The 14395-nt window shown below is 42.2% G+C and carries 16 protein-coding genes, 1 pseudogene and 1 other annotated feature; all 17 genes and pseudogenes read right to left on the bottom strand.

The window, feature by feature from the left end; genetic code table 11:
- Positions 1 to 121: 121 nt before the first annotated feature.
- Positions 122 to 736 carry a Holliday junction branch migration protein RuvA gene (ruvA, locus tag BLR93_RS14090; RefSeq protein ID WP_093215867.1) on the bottom strand — a complete coding sequence of 205 codons (615 nt, stop codon included), beginning with the start codon at positions 734 to 736 and terminating at the stop codon, positions 122 to 124.
- Positions 737 to 900: 164 nt separating this feature from the next.
- Complete coding sequence (locus BLR93_RS14095; protein WP_093215870.1) at positions 901 to 1464, bottom strand: BofC C-terminal domain-containing protein; 564 nt, start codon at positions 1462 to 1464, stop codon at positions 901 to 903.
- 187 nt (positions 1465 to 1651) lie between these two features.
- Positions 1652 to 2401, bottom strand: coding sequence for a YebC/PmpR family DNA-binding transcriptional regulator (locus BLR93_RS14100; RefSeq protein ID WP_093215872.1), 750 nt, complete (start codon positions 2399 to 2401; stop codon positions 1652 to 1654).
- Between the two features lie 232 nt (positions 2402 to 2633).
- Entirely contained in the window at positions 2634 to 3152 is a 519-nt protein-coding gene (locus tag BLR93_RS14105; RefSeq protein ID WP_093215875.1) for a YhcN/YlaJ family sporulation lipoprotein, read from the bottom strand.
- Between the two features lie 79 nt (positions 3153 to 3231).
- Positions 3232 to 3969: an NAD(+) synthase gene (gene nadE / locus BLR93_RS14110; protein ID WP_093215878.1), complete on the bottom strand. Its 738-nt coding sequence runs from the start codon at positions 3967 to 3969 to the stop codon at positions 3232 to 3234.
- Positions 3970 to 4000: 31 nt separating this feature from the next.
- The gene (locus BLR93_RS14115; RefSeq protein WP_093215880.1) at positions 4001 to 4972 is read right to left on the bottom strand and encodes a phosphotransferase; all 972 of its coding nucleotides are present in this window, start codon (positions 4970 to 4972) and stop codon (positions 4001 to 4003) included.
- 1074 nt (positions 4973 to 6046) lie between these two features.
- Positions 6047 to 6194, bottom strand: a pseudogene (gene safA, locus BLR93_RS18525) (SafA/ExsA family spore coat assembly protein); the annotation flags it as partial.
- A gap of 224 nt (positions 6195 to 6418) precedes the next feature.
- The gene (pheA, locus tag BLR93_RS14125) at positions 6419 to 7282 is read right to left on the bottom strand and encodes a prephenate dehydratase (protein ID WP_093215885.1); all 864 of its coding nucleotides are present in this window, start codon (positions 7280 to 7282) and stop codon (positions 6419 to 6421) included.
- 16 nt (positions 7283 to 7298) lie between these two features.
- Positions 7299 to 7748, bottom strand: a complete 450-nt coding sequence (locus BLR93_RS14130; protein ID WP_093215888.1) for an ACT domain-containing protein — start codon at positions 7746 to 7748, stop codon at positions 7299 to 7301.
- A 58-nt stretch (positions 7749 to 7806) separates the two neighbouring features.
- Entirely contained in the window at positions 7807 to 9087 is a 1281-nt protein-coding gene (gene obgE / locus BLR93_RS14135; protein ID WP_093215890.1) for a GTPase ObgE, read from the bottom strand.
- A gap of 14 nt (positions 9088 to 9101) precedes the next feature.
- Complete coding sequence (locus BLR93_RS14140) at positions 9102 to 9644, bottom strand: Spo0B domain-containing protein (protein WP_093215893.1); 543 nt, start codon at positions 9642 to 9644, stop codon at positions 9102 to 9104.
- A 192-nt stretch (positions 9645 to 9836) separates the two neighbouring features.
- Positions 9837 to 10127 (bottom strand): 50S ribosomal protein L27, encoded by a 291-nt coding sequence (gene rpmA / locus BLR93_RS14145; RefSeq protein WP_093215895.1) that lies wholly within the window; start codon positions 10125 to 10127, stop codon positions 9837 to 9839.
- A gap of 15 nt (positions 10128 to 10142) precedes the next feature.
- A complete protein-coding gene (locus tag BLR93_RS14150; RefSeq protein ID WP_093215898.1) occupies positions 10143 to 10475 on the bottom strand; it encodes a ribosomal-processing cysteine protease Prp in 333 nt (110 codons plus the stop codon).
- A gap of 12 nt (positions 10476 to 10487) precedes the next feature.
- Positions 10488 to 10796 (bottom strand): 50S ribosomal protein L21, encoded by a 309-nt coding sequence (rplU, locus tag BLR93_RS14155; protein ID WP_093215900.1) that lies wholly within the window; start codon positions 10794 to 10796, stop codon positions 10488 to 10490.
- A gap of 15 nt (positions 10797 to 10811) precedes the next feature.
- Positions 10812 to 10887, bottom strand: a sequence feature (ribosomal protein L21 leader region).
- A gap of 37 nt (positions 10888 to 10924) precedes the next feature.
- Entirely contained in the window at positions 10925 to 12391 is a 1467-nt protein-coding gene (locus BLR93_RS14160; RefSeq protein WP_093215903.1) for a ribonuclease E/G, read from the bottom strand.
- Positions 12392 to 12403: 12 nt separating this feature from the next.
- Positions 12404 to 13270, bottom strand: coding sequence for a M50 family metallopeptidase (locus tag BLR93_RS14165; RefSeq protein ID WP_139184431.1), 867 nt, complete (start codon positions 13268 to 13270; stop codon positions 12404 to 12406).
- Positions 13254 to 14015, bottom strand: coding sequence for a M23 family metallopeptidase (locus BLR93_RS14170; protein ID WP_093215910.1), 762 nt, complete (start codon positions 14013 to 14015; stop codon positions 13254 to 13256). The genes BLR93_RS14165 and BLR93_RS14170 overlap by 17 nt, the downstream gene beginning before the upstream one ends.
- Positions 14016 to 14395: the final 380 nt, after the last annotated feature.

A 14395-nucleotide genomic window follows, 5' to 3' on the forward strand; every position in this document is an offset into this window, starting at 1 on the left:
TGGGCGCTTCCTGCTTCTCTGTACGATAAGTCAACTTCGAATCGCTGACGCTCTTCGAGTTTCCTTTATCTCCTCCGATGCAGTCCAGCGCCTGCACCGCTACCGGTCGCTTCCGCTTTTCTTACTTCATCAATAGGGCTAGGCCTTTGCGGATATACTCGTCGGAATTCGTATAATCCGCTTGCTTTAATACTGGCAGGATACTTTTCACTTCACGCTCAGAGTATCCTAGTGCCTTCATGGCGGCTGTTGCTTCCTCCAAAGCCTTATTATCCGCAACTGTTTCTAAGTCGGCATTATTCTCTTTACCGCCCTCCATCTGGGCAGCCTCAAAGCCAGCCGGAAGCTTGCCCTTCAAGTCTAAAATCATTTGGCGAGCTGTCTTCTTGCCGACTCCAGGGAACTGTGTCAGAAACTTGTCATCTTCTCTTTCTATTGCTGAAACAAATTCTTCTACCCTTACAGAGGCAAGGACTGCCAAAGCTCCTTTAGGCCCAATTCCAGAAACGTTTAACAGCTTGGAAAAAAGGAGCTTATCCTCTGTTTTTTTAAAGCCATATAGCGTCTGATTATCTTCTCTTATATAGTGATAAGTATAGATAAGAAGTTGTTCTCCGATCTCTTCTTGAAAATTAAATGGATTGGCACAAATTATTTCGTAGCCTACTCCACTGGCTTCAACAAATACAGCTTCCTCATTTACTGCTTCTAAAGTACCTTTTATGTATGCAATCATATTTTTGATTCTCCCCTGTTTTCTTTAGCCTACTTTTTATCTTACCATACAAGCGTATGTTCGTATAACAGTTTTTAGAGCTGAAACAGGAAATGCCTGCGAATTCAAATTCACTGACAAGCAAAAAAGACTCCAACTCATCCATTAAGTGGAGTCCTTGATGTTTAGCTGCTGACAGAGCGGGATGGCGCCATGTCACGATACGCCTCTAAAACATATTGATAAACTTGTTTAGAATCAATTTTAATCCCATCGTGAAGCTGCTTGACCTGATAGCTTTCCAATTCATCGGTATCAATTTGGTAGAAAGACTGAATGACCTGCTCATGAATTGGCAACCCTTCAAAAATAGTCAGCTGATTTTCCGCCAGGCCAAAGTATCCGTTTTCCTTCATATAAGGCGATATATCAGAGATTTCCTTCTTAAAGACGATTTCGCCTTCTTTTTGATCTACCACCTGCCAGTCATGGTAGTAAGACCAAAAGTCTTCCATTGCCCAAATCTTTTCTTTATGGGTACTTTCTTCGATTTTGCCGTCGATGTAATGTTTTTGAAGAGTAACTTCCAGCTCCAGCGGCTCTCGTTGTGCCGGATTTTCATTCTTGGCTGCTGGATTTGCTTTGTCTTCTATTGTTTTTGCTTGCTCTTCCCCCGATAAATATCCTGCAAATGTTATTATGCCCACAACCGCCAAGCTGCAAATAAGGAGCAACTGGTATCGTTTCACTTTTATTCACCCCATGTTTAGAATAATCTTCTATTGTCAGTTTGACCGTTTTAACAATTTTTATCCAAAATAAGGGGGAATCCTTGGTATTCAGGCATTTCGAATCAAATTTTTCAGCCAGCAATATCAGGGGTTCGTATAATAAAAACGGCCGACATAGACGTCCGCCGTTTCTTTAAAATAGCAATTATAATTGCGCTAATACTTCTTCATCCGCGTCAAGGTTATGGTAGATGTCCTGGACGTCTTCATTGTCTTCCAGCATATCCACCAGCCTGATCATCCTTTTAGCTTCCTCTTCTTCCAATGGGGAAAGCGTTTGGGGAATCATCGTCAATTCTGCAGTTGAAAAACGGAATCCGTTATCTTCCAAAACACTTTTTACCTCAGAAAAACTGTCGGGATCTGTATAAATTTCATAAGCATCCTCACTCGTTTCCATTTCCTCTGCTCCTGCTTCAATTACTGCCAGCAGCATATCATCTTCATCCGCTTCAGTTGTTTCCCGATCGACGACAAGATAACCTTTGCGGTCAAACATAAAACCTACACAGCCGTTCTCCCCTAGATTTCCGCCATTTTTGTTGAAAGCATAGCGTATCTCAGATGCTGTCCGGTTTTTATTATCTGTTAGAACTTTAACCATTACAGCCACTCCGCCAGGACCATAGCCTTCGTACGTCAATTCTTCATAATTGACTCCTTCCAGGTCACCTGTTGCTTTTTTTATTGCACGATCGATATTATCGTTAGGCATATTGTTAGCTTTAGCTTTATCTACTGCCAGCCGCAGTGCCGGATTCATTTCCGGGTCTCCCCCACCCTGCTTTGCAGCCACAAATATTTCTTTAGCCATTTTCATAAATATTTTTCCGCGTTTTGCATCCTGAGCATTTTTGCGGCGTTGAATATTCTTCCATTTAGAATGACCAGCCATAGGACATTCTCCTCTCTAATTGCTGTTTGAGCAGCAGCTTTTTCTGCCTGATTTAATCATTACTTTTATAAAGCAATGACCTAAGAAAGTGTGAAAAAATTCCTTTATTAATATAACATAAAAACAGGGAAGCTAAAAGTAGATTACTCTTAACCGGTCTTACTGATTGCCATTAAAATAAACCTTTGCAGCAGCAGTAAACTGCAGCAAAGGTTGGTTTGCTGACTATTGTTCAGTTTGTCGATCCTTCCTTTGCATCTCTGTCCCGCATCTGGTTCCAATAAATATCTCCTGTGTACACCAACACTTCTTTATCCTGCGTAAGTTCCTGCACCCGTGCATACACCCGATCAGAAATAGTCGCAGCATGGTCATCAAATTCCTGGTTAAGCCATAAAGAAACGATTACCCTGTCGCCTGAAGCATACACTTGACTCAGGCGTATTTCATCCCATTGATTAAGTTCTTCGGAAATTCCGATAGCTTCTTCATTATAAAACCCTTTATTGTACGCTTGACCAGGGGGCAGGTTTTCCTGGTGCCCGTTCAAATTCTGGCCTCGTTCTTGCCTGCCATCTTTTGAATGATCCTCGAGGCGGCGTTCAGCTTCCTCATGTGTACTGTATTCTATCGGCATGGTGGAATCCTCCATGCCTTCATCAATTACTTGCCCTTCTTCCTGTACTCTTGAGCAAGCAGTCGCCATAACAAACATAATAGTGCTAAACAACAACATCAACTTCTTTTTCACTAAAAAACCTCCCTTAATCCTTAGAATGGATTAGGAAGGCAATTTTAATCAGTTATTATTTGGATGTTGTTTTAATTTTTTACAAAGACGGCCCTGGAGCAATTTCACGCTTGTGCGCAGAATTTTTATGCAAACGATCGATAATTTCTTTATCTTTTTGCGGGATTTCTTCGCCTTTAAGATATTTATCGATCATGTCATAAGTTGTACCCATTTCATTTTCGTCGGTTTGCCCTTCCCAAAGCCCGGCGCTAGGTTTTTTATGAACAATATCATCAGGTACACCGAGATATTTAGCCATTTCCCGGACTTCTCCTTTCCCAAGGTCTACTAATGGAACTAAATCAACACCGCCATCGCCATACTTGGTAAAATACCCGGTATAGAACTCTGCCGCGTTATCTGTTCCTACTACCATATACTGATAGTTCGCAGCCAAGGCATAAAGCGTACTCATTCTTAATCGTGCACGCAAGTTAGCATCTGCCAGCTGTTGATTGTCCGTATTGACAGACTTCTGCTCTTTCAGCTGGGTTTGAATGTTTGAAAACAATACATCATGTGTTTCTGTCAAATCAACGGTAACGGAATCAATACCGCAGCTATCAATCACTTTTTTAGCATCCTCCATATCCTGCGGGTTGCTTTTACAAGGAAGAATAACACCTAATGATTGCTCGGGAGCAGCTCGTTTGATAAGATGGGCGACGACTGCTGAGTCGATTCCACCGCTGACTCCTACCAATAGTCCTTTTACTCCGGATTCTGCAATTTTTTCTTGTAACCAGGCGACAATTTTTTCTACTTTTTCCTGCATAAGTATTTTCTCCTCCCATTATAATAATAGATTATATTAGCATACCCTCGATGTCTTTCACAAATTTAAGCCTCTGTTCCCACTGGTATTCTAATCCCGTTAAATGCTCTTTGACAAGTTGGCTGTCAGCAATACGCTGGTTATATATCAACAGCCATTCCCTTATTAAATCAGCAGGTATGGCTGTGGCTCTCAAAAACAGAGCAATTTGACTGTCTAACAAATCAGGCATACTAGCCAGCAGCCGCTCTGCATTATTTTCTAGATACGGCAAAAATCGCTGGCCTAGCTGAATCCAGTCATATACTTCAGGAGCTAATGCCAACATGTCTAAATCGATGATAAAAGTTTTATTTCTTCTATTATGTCTTAAAAAATTATGAGACGCAACGTCGCCATGTGTCCAGGAGGACTTGCTGACAGCCTCTTCTTCAAGAGTTATCCAGTCTCCGCTACTAAAGTGAGCCATCATTCCTAAGGTTACTTCTACGATATCTTTTCCTAATTTACCATATCCGATTTGCTGGAAATCCCCTAATGTTTGGCTGAAAGTCTTTAGTCGACTTTCCCACTTCACGTGGAGCGGCGGTCTTAGGACAAGATTTGACAGCATGATTCCCCTGGCATTGTCATGAAACTCTCTAAGCGCCGTAACAGCCAGCTGACGATCCGTATTGTTTGCGAATGCTAAAGGGTTTCCGGGCTGATACGGAAAAATTACCCAGTACATGCCGAAACCATATAAAAAAAGTTCCCTATTTGGAAAAGGGACAAACCTTATTAACGAATTTTCAGTAAATTCCTCAAAAAATTCTGCTTGTTGAATGACTAATTTCTTGGATTTAATCCCTTTAATAATATACTTATCCGCTGAAGGACTTTGTGCGATAAAAACTGCATGTTTAATATGGGTGAGGGAAATTAGCGATAACCCCGCCTTAGCTTGAAGAAAGGAAGAGAGACGATCCTTAAAGGCATCGTCTCCTAAATCAGTTTTATTCACTTTCTTCTTCCTCATCTTCCTCCCGGGAATAAGCTGGATAAGGAGGATTAAAATCAGACATACCAGTAAATGGCTGCTGGCCGCCAGGATAGTTCGCATAGTCTGGATACATCCCTGGCTGCTGTTGGCCAAACGGCTGCTGATATGAAGGTGATTGGTAGTAAGATGGGTACATTGACTGGCCGCCCATTGGCTGCATTCCTGGGTATCCTCCCTGCATATTCTGGGCAGGATAGCCAAATCCTTGATTCATCATATATTGACCTGGATTTCCTCCCTGCAATGGCTGTTGATATTGCTGCCCGTAGTCTGCATAAGGTACGGGAGATGATCCACCACAACCACAGTCATCACTGTACATACCTGCCAAGTTTTGCGGAAGCTGTGGCATTTCCATTGAAGAAGACTCCATAAGCCCTTCCATCCCTTGCTGGATTCCTTCTACAGCAGGATAATCATACTGCTGGTAACCATGAGAATGGTTTTCTACTCCATATAAGGGGCCGCATGGATGCGAGGATGGCTCTGTCATCGGGTAATTTTGTAACGGCATTGGCATAGGCATTGGCATAGGATTGACCGGAATGCAGTATGGCATTGCCGGATAATAGTTGATTGGCATCATAGGCTGGTGACTCGGCGCAGAAGGAGCTGGCATTTCGAACTCATCCTGTTTCCATTTCTTTTGCTCATCTTTACCTTTTGGTTTACTATCCATTGGTTTTTTCGGCGCATCATACTTTGGAAGTGAAGGAATGTTCATATTAGCCGGAAACTTTTCCATATGCTGCTCCATCATTGGCACCTTGGGAAAGTCCATCGGCTTCATTGGGATACCTTCTTTTTTCCCTTTTTTACCATCATCCTCTTTAATAACTGGAAAAGCTTTGGGGGACGTATCTTTCCATGGATGTTTAGCAGGATGCTTTTTGGCTTCCCCTTCCTTTTTATCTTTCGGCTTTGGCGGAGATTGTTTTGTCCCTTTGTTTTCTTGTTGCTTTTTCTCTTCTGGTTTAGCAGGGTATTTTTTCATTTCCTTATCGAGACTGCCCTCTTTTTTCACTTGAACCGAGCTTCCTGGAACTTTTATCTTCATTCCGGGCATGATCATATCTGGGTTGGATAGATGAGAATTAAGCTGTATTAACTCTTCAAAATCCACACCATACTTGTTGGCGATTTCCCACAATGTTTCTCCTTTTTGCACTACATGAATTTTCATTCTGAAACTCCCTTCTATATAGTTAATAGCTGATACAAACTAGCCTAATAACAGAACAATTCCATAACAACATATGCGAATGCCCTAGAAAGGTTGATGAAATTATGCAGATGTTTGAAAATAAGATTAAAAAAAGTTGTTGATTAAACCATTATTAGCAGCAGTTATTAAAGCAAGAAAAACAGGCTGTCCAGCCGGATTTGTTTCTCCAGCCAACAGCCTGCTTATGCTTGTATATCCATCGTAAAGACCGGATATGTACCCAATATTGTTACTTTACATCCCAGAGCTTCCAGTTCTGCTATAACGCCAGGAAATAATACTTGGTCATAAGGTTGATTAACATCAATGATAAAAAAATAGTTGCCAAGTCCTGTCTTCATCGGTCGTGATTCAATTTTTGAAAGATTCATTTTCCGCCAGGCAAAGGCGGATAGCACTTGATGCAAAGCTCCAGCATAGTCACTCGGCAAGGTGATCATCAGTGTCGTCTTTTGAGCTCCTGCCAAATGGTGCTCACCCATAAGCGGATCTGCTTGCTTGGAGAGTACAGCAAAGCGCGTATGATTATTTGGATAGTCATGGATATTCTTCTTCAGCACCTTTAAACCGTATTCTTTAGCAGCAAGTTCGTTGCCAATGGCGGCTGCAGTTGAGTCAGATTCTGATACCATTTCGGCCGCTTTGCCTGTCGAAGTAGTATAATGGACATTGGCATGCTGTAGATTGTGATGAAGAAATTGATGGCACTGGGCAATTGCATGACTATGGGAATAGACATGCTTTATATCCAAAAAAGATTGATCGAACCCTTCCCTTACCATTAAATGCTGCTTTATTGGTACAACTACTTCAGCAATAATCGGCAGGCGGACTTGATGAATCATATAATCAATCGTTAAATGGACAGTCCCCTCGATCGCATTTTCCAGCGGTACCACACCGATGTCGATTTCATTGCTTTCGACCGCGTCGATGCATTCTGGTATTGTTCCATAACTAGCCTTTTCTTCTCCATTGAAAAGGGAATCCACCGCAATCTTTGTGAACGTCCCTTTTGGTCCCAAGTAGCCTATTTTTTTCGTCAATACTTCTCCCCCTGTTCTACGCCCCTGAACTTAATATTTCAACCTTATCAACGAAATCCATCCGTTTTAATTGCTGAATTAATGTTTCGATATTAGTCGTCATCCCGGAGGTGTTTAAAGAAATGGTAACGTTCGCCTTTCCCTGAAGCGGAATCGTTTGGTGAATGGTCAATATATTTCCTCCGGCTTTAGCAACCGTGGCCAACAAATCGGAAAGCGTTCCGGCCCTGTCTTCCAGATGAAAGAAGAGAGTGATCATTCTCTCCTTCACCATTGCCTGAAAAGGAAAAACAGCATCACGATATTTATAAAAAGCACTACGCGATAAATCCACTTGCTTTACTGCATCAAAAACGGATTCAACCTTACCTCTTTCGATTAATGCCTTTGCTTCAATCGTCTTTTTCATGGATTCCGGCAGAATATCGCTTCTCACTAAATAAAACTTTTCTTCTTTTTCAGCCATTAATCATTCCCCTTTTTATTTCCCTTTTCAAGCAGCCATCGGAAGTTTGCCCTTCCTTCTATTCAATGAACTCGAACTCATACTCAAGCAGACGGACTGTGTCCCCATCCTCTGCCCCTTTTTTGCGCAGCGCTTCATCGACTCCCATGCCGCGCATTTGCCGGGAAAATCGACGGACAGATTCATCTCTGTTGAAGTCTGTCATCTTGAACAGTTTCTCGATCCGTTCACCGGACAAAACGAATGCGCCGTCAGGATCCCTCGTAACTTGAAATCCTTCTTGCTCTGGTTCATAACGATAAATAACACGCTCTTCTTTTTCTTCAATTGGTGTTGTTTCTTTAGGGATGGTATCAAGCATGTCAGCAACTGCAAACATAAGCTCTCTTATCCCTTCCCTTGTAATAGTCGAAATAGGATAGACAGAAACTTCTTCTGTCATCTTTGCTTTGAAAGCATTTAAGTTTTCTTCTGCTTCTGGCATATCCATCTTATTGGCAGCTATAATTTGCGGACGATTCTCCAGTGTCAGGTCATATTCCTTCAGCTCTTTATTTATAGCTAAATAGTCCTGATAAGGATCCCTGCCCTCTGTAGCGGCCATATCGATAACATGGACGATGACTCTTGTCCGTTCCACATGCCTTAGAAATTGGTGGCCGAGCCCAATCCCCTCATGGGCTCCTTCAATTAAGCCGGGAAGGTCAGCCATTACAAAACTTCGCTGATCCGTTGTTTCGACAACTCCTAAATTCGGAGAAAGAGTGGTAAAATGATAATCTGCAATTTTAGGTTTCGCTGCACTTACCACTGAGAGCAACGTAGATTTTCCAACACTCGGAAATCCAACGAGACCGACATCAGCAATAAGCTTCAGTTCAATTTGAATATACCTTTCCCGACCTGGCTCGCCATTTTCAGCAAGCTCGGGCGCCGGGTTTCTCGGTGTGGCAAACCGGATATTTCCGCGACCGCCGCGGCCCCCCTGGGCAATAACAGCGCGTTGCTTGTGTTCAACTAGATCAGCGATAACTTCCCCTGTGTCATCATCTCTTACAGTCGTACCAGGCGGGACAGCTAACACTGTCGGATCAGAATTCTTCCCGTGCTGGCCTTTACTCATGCCGTTTTCTCCGCGTTTTGCTTTAAAATGTTTTTGATAACGAAAGTCCATCAGGGTGTTTAATCCCTCATCAACCTCAAAAACGATATCTCCGCCATTACCGCCATCTCCGCCAGCAGGTCCCCCCATCGGCACATATTTTTCTCTGCGGAAGGCTACAAGGCCGTTACCGCCATCCCCTGCTTTTACATATACTTTAACTTGATCGACAAACACAGTTGATCACCTCTTCAGCTGCACGTCCATTTGACTGTACATTGATTTTTTTCTTCATCTGTTGATAGGATAGATATTTTATATAGGTCACTCATGTCCGACAATTTTTCTTCCATTTCTACAGGGTTTTCAAATGCCCCTGTGAATAGCAATTGTACCTCGATGCTGTTTGCGTCCTCTTTTCCACACCTGAGTGTCAGTTCGCCTTCATATAATTCCATTGAATTACTATGTGCTTCAAGCAGATCAGTAATCGTTTGTAATCTGGACACTATTTGTTCATCATATACAGTATGCTGGTTCTTTTCCAGATAAATTTGATAATCCAAGCGGAAATTACTGTAGTTCCAATTAAAACTAATTGCCCAAAGTGCTGTTCTTGGCAGGCCTGCATTAGAAATCCGCCGTTCTTTTTCCATAGCCATACTGATTTGCTGAATTTTGTCCTGTACTTTGTCCAATTTTCCCATTGAAGCGTATCCAGTTAATAACTGTAATTCATTCATCCAGTCGTGGCGATAGTGACTTAAAAGATTAACGACTTCTTCTGATCTCATATATGTAACCGCCCCCTATTTGTTATCAAAATTATAGCAAAAAAGAACGCTGACTAAAACAGAGACATATCAAGTGATTAGGAATGCACGGTGCTAAAACCGTATCCTGGCCAGTCAAGTGAATATAATAGTTAAAACTGTTGTGCAAAAAAAAGACTCTAACCTTAAAGGCTAGAGTCTTTCATTAGCAAATTAAGCTTCTTGAGCTACAGGATACACGCTCACTTTTTTGCGGTCGCGTCCGTATCTTTCAAACTTAACAACACCGTCAGCTTTTGCGAAAAGAGTGTCGTCTCCACCACGGCCGACATTTTCACCTGGGTAGATTTTTGTTCCGCGTTGACGGTAAAGAATTGATCCACCAGTTACAAATTGTCCGTCAGCACGCTTAGCGCCAAGGCGCTTTGCCTCTGAGTCACGGCCGTTTTTTGTACTACCTTGCCCTTTTTTCTGTGAGAAAAATTGCAGATTAAGACGTAGCATTTGGTTTGCACCTCCTTATTTTTCAGAGATGGTAATATATTTTCCATAGTCTCTTGCTATGGTCTCCAAGGATACCATCATACCCTCGAGCAGTAAATGTGCTTTAGCTTTTTTTTCATCTGTTAAATCTTCAGGCAGTTCCATCCGTAAATAACCGCCTTCTTCACCTGCTTGTTCAATGATTGGTTCCATTTCACAAAGAGAGATTACAGCATTTACAGATCCAAAGGAAACTGCTGAAACTCCAGCGCAGACCAAGTCATAGCCTTCTGACACACTGTCAGCATGGCCTCGTAACTCGAACGCGTCAATATTGCCTTGTGTACGGTTCACTGTCACCTTAATCATCTAAACCAGCCTTTAAGCATTGATTTTATCAATAGTTAGTTTAGTGTAAGGTTGACGATGACCTTGTTTACGACGGTAGTTTTTCTTTGGCTTGTATTTGAAGACAGTTACTTTTCTGCCGCGCCCTTGCTTTTCAACTTTAGCTGTGACAGAAGCACCATCAACGTAAGGAGCTCCGACTTTTACATCGTCACCGCCAACGACAAGCACTTTGTCAAATGTAACAGATCCGCCTACTTCACCATCCACTTTTTCTACGTAGATTGCTTGGCCCTCTTCTACTTTGACTTGTTTACCACCAGTTTCAATAATTGCGTACATAGTTCTGCACCTCCTCGTTAGACTAAGACTCGCCATTCAGGTGTCAACAGACGTTGACTTAGAAACCTGTTCTGTGCGGTTGTAGCATGCGGGTGCTACGATGAATAACATACTGATGTTACCATAGATTAAAAAAGTTTGTCAATACTTTCTGTTGGCTTTGCTGTCAAATACTGCCCTGCATATTCCTTGCTTCCTGCATAAACAACTTTGAAGAAACTGCCGATTTGATCAGTTTTAACTAGATACAATTCCCCCCCCAGATTATCCGCAAGATTTTCCAGAGAAACCAATTGCAAGAACTGCCGATGAACCTCAGCAGTCACTTCAACTATGAGCACTTCTGCATTTGCTCCAGCCTGTTGGATGAGCTCTCTTTCCATCATAAACGCAATCGTAGAAGGGGAAAAACAGCTTTGGTTTGATTGAGAACTATCCTGCAATAAATAAGAAAGCGGGTATAGCTCCCGTTTTCTGGACATTTCCAGAAGCCCCAGCTTCGTAAAACCATAAATTTCTGTCCGGACTGGATCAGCAGCAAGCTGTTCTGTCATTTCCTTAATAAGATCTGCTTTATCCTTCGTTGATTTCATATTAATGAAATCAATAATAATGATACCGGAAATGTTGCGGAAACGCAGCTCCCTGACAATTTCTTTCGCGGCAATCCTATTCACTCTAACTGCCGTTTGGCCTTTATCGCTTTTGCCTGTGAAAGCTGCCGAATTGACATCTATCACGGTTAATGCCTCTGTCTGATCTATATATAACTCGATTCCTTTTTCCATAGAAACCTTGCGTCTGACTGCCCGTTCTAAAAGCTGATTGATAGACATTGGCAAGGTTGTTTCTAATTGCCTATTCCATTGGGTGATGGCTGCAAGGTCAACAAAAGCCGCCCTGATTTTTTTGGCCATATCCAAACTGTCTGTGATAACTGAGTCAATTGTCCCAGGAGAAAACTTTCGGAGAAGCCGCTCCGGAACAGCAGTGTCTTCATATAGTCTGGCAGGAACATTACTTGAGTGGGCTTGAGTACTCAGCATCCTCCACTGTTTACGTAAATGGTCCAGCTCATTTTCCAAATCTGTAAAAGGCACCTGATGCCCGCTAGTCCGGATGATAGCTCCCTCTTCCCCTGAAAGCATTGCTGTAGTTCTGTCCCGCAGTTCTCCTCTTAAAGGTTCATTTATTTTTTTCGAGACAGCTACGTAATTTCCAAAAGGGAGATAAATGATATTCGTCCCTGGGAGGGTTACATTAGCTGTCAGCTTGGCACCTTTATTTCCATATGCTGCCTTCTGAACTTGCACAAAGATGCTCTGACCTTCCGTGATAATATTTTCAAGCTTTAAATTCGCGTCCATTCTTGCCGCTGGTAATTCTTTTTTTTGCAAAAAACCTCGCTTTCCCCCATCATAATCGATGAAAGCAGCTTGTAACCCTTTCTCTAACTTATCAACTCTAGCTATATATATATTGCCGACCTGGCCGCTCAAGCCTGGACGGTCTATCACAAGCTCTTTTAATTCGCCATTTTCCTCCACTATTCCGATCTTTTCAGAAGTTGCGGCATGAATATAAACAGTTGCCAATTTAGTTCATCCTCACTCATCGCTATGCATTATTTCTCCAGCACTAGCCTGGTACTGGTTTATTTTAAAATATGCGTACAAGCATACTTTTTCATCCATCCAGCCTTCCGTTCTGCCGGCTTGTTTCACAAAAATGTGATGGGTTTCCGCCCGCTTGAATTTGGAAAATACATCGATCAAGCGTGTGTCCGGCGCAACAACCAACGGTCTGACTTTTAATTTATTCTGCTTAGCCATATACCTTTTCACTAAAAAACGAATAAAAATATAATAGCGCTGTTTCCATTCTAGACGATTCTCCCAGATTATAAAACCCGCGAGCATTACGGTACTTAATGTAAATGGATAAAAAATAAGAAAAGAAAAAACTCCAATCGCCGAAAATATGATGGAGCTGATAATTGTCACACTATGGGCTTTTCTAAAGGGAAGAAAACGGGATAACATCAAAAAATAAATGCGCCCGCCATCCAGTGGCCAAATCGGCAGCAGATTAAATAGTAGAATCGTTGTATTATATAAATAGCCGAGTTGAATGACTGCTTGGGGAAGGACTTCAAACTTGGAAAACATCAATAAGAGCAGGTATATCCAGATATGCTGAAGCGGGCCAGATGCTATGATCCAGGCCTCTTCCCTCATTGGCTTCGTGCTGTGCTCTTCCGTTTCCATAACTCCGCCGAACACCCACAAGCTGATCCTCCTAATTCTCCAGCCAAATTTGCGGGCTGCAGCAAAATGGCCGAGTTCATGAATAAAGACTATTAAAAAGATGACAACGAATTCTACCAGCATCCCGGTTATTACTGCAGTGACCGCAAAAAACCACAATACCGGATGTATATGCAATTGAGGAAACATGCTACTGCTGTTCGTCAACTTGCATCACCTGAACCGGATCTAAAAATTGATTGTTTTTTTGAATAGCGAAGTAAATATCCTGTTTATTTTCCTGGGAAGGATCAAATTCTCCGATTACATGATTGTCCCCTACAAATTGATACTGATATACATCGATGGCACTTAAGTGGCCATAAATGCTTTTACTTCTATCAGGATGTTGGATAATGATTGTTTTTCCGGTCTCGCGGTTATTGCCTGCGAAAATAACTATTCCATTATTGACTGCCACGACCTCCGATTTTTCGTTAGCAGTAATACGGATTGCCTCACCGTTCGTTTGAAATGACTGACTGACAGTTCCATTCACTGGCAAAATAGCTGGAAGGCTTCCCTCAGCTTCCTGGTTGGAGGATACTGCCAAAGGGCTGCCGAACTTTTCCTGGTACCAGGCATTAACAGAAGCAAACGGGAATTCTTCTTTTAATGCCTGGGTTGTCCACTGTTTCGGCTGCTCTGCCCAACCAGCATCCATCCGATAAACCATCGATACAACAAAAAATATTACAGCTGCCAAAATCACTTTCATTACCAGAGTTCCGGCAAAACTGTCCTTTGATGTTTGTGGATTAACAAAATCTGAAGAAAAAGGCATATAACCATGTTTTTCTTCTTCCTGTGGGATAGAAGTGTGATGGCTTCTGTTCGGTATCGAACTGCTCAATGGGTTTTCTTTTTTTCTTTTAGCAATATTTCTCCTAACTTGCTGCACATCTTTTTTCATTCGTTTCACTTTCCTTCGCAGGGATTTGTACAAGTCTATGAAACAAAGAAAAAAGATATGCTGGCCCTGGAACAATAATTGTTAAATGGATCGATAACATGTACCCATTATAAGATTTAGTAACAAACATAAAAATCACCCAGCTTTCTATTAAAAACAGGGAGATTTGTTTGAGGCCGCTGAAAAAGTCTTTTTTAATCTAAAGGTGCTGTCAACGTTTATTGTTCATTCCATGAAACGCTTGTTGGTGGTTGCTTGCCGCGGGCACGGCCTCAGCTAACTAGGTCAAGAAAATCACTTGACAAAGTGGGTCTTCGGCTCGCGCTGTTCCCGCAGGCGTCACCATCGATCGCTTATCGCGGAATCAACAGAGGCCAATC

Origin of the sequence: Sediminibacillus albus (assembly GCF_900101125.1) — a bacterium.
Taxonomy (GTDB): Bacteria; Bacillota; Bacilli; order Bacillales; family Amphibacillaceae; genus Sediminibacillus; species Sediminibacillus albus.

Excerpts from the sequence above, each read along its gene's own strand:
- ruvA (WP_093215867.1), bottom strand. The coding sequence starts at position 736 with ATGATTGCATACATAAAAGGTACTTTAGAAGCAGTAAATGAGGAAGCT.
- BLR93_RS14100 (WP_093215872.1), bottom strand. The coding sequence starts at position 2,401 with ATGGCTGGTCATTCTAAATGGAAGAATATTCAACGCCGCAAAAATGCT.
- nadE (WP_093215878.1), bottom strand. The coding sequence starts at position 3,969 with ATGCAGGAAAAAGTAGAAAAAATTGTCGCCTGGTTACAAGAAAAAATT.
- BLR93_RS14130 (WP_093215888.1), bottom strand. The coding sequence starts at position 7,748 with ATGGCTGAAAAAGAAGAAAAGTTTTATTTAGTGAGAAGCGATATTCTG.
- BLR93_RS14140 (WP_093215893.1), bottom strand. The coding sequence starts at position 9,644 with ATGAGATCAGAAGAAGTCGTTAATCTTTTAAGTCACTATCGCCACGAC.
- rpmA (WP_093215895.1), bottom strand. The coding sequence starts at position 10,127 with ATGCTACGTCTTAATCTGCAATTTTTCTCACAGAAAAAAGGGCAAGGT.
- BLR93_RS14150 (WP_093215898.1), bottom strand. The coding sequence starts at position 10,475 with ATGATTAAGGTGACAGTGAACCGTACACAAGGCAATATTGACGCGTTC.
- rplU (WP_093215900.1), bottom strand. The coding sequence starts at position 10,796 with ATGTACGCAATTATTGAAACTGGTGGTAAACAAGTCAAAGTAGAAGAG.
- BLR93_RS14170 (WP_093215910.1), bottom strand. The coding sequence starts at position 14,015 with ATGAAAAAAGATGTGCAGCAAGTTAGGAGAAATATTGCTAAAAGAAAA.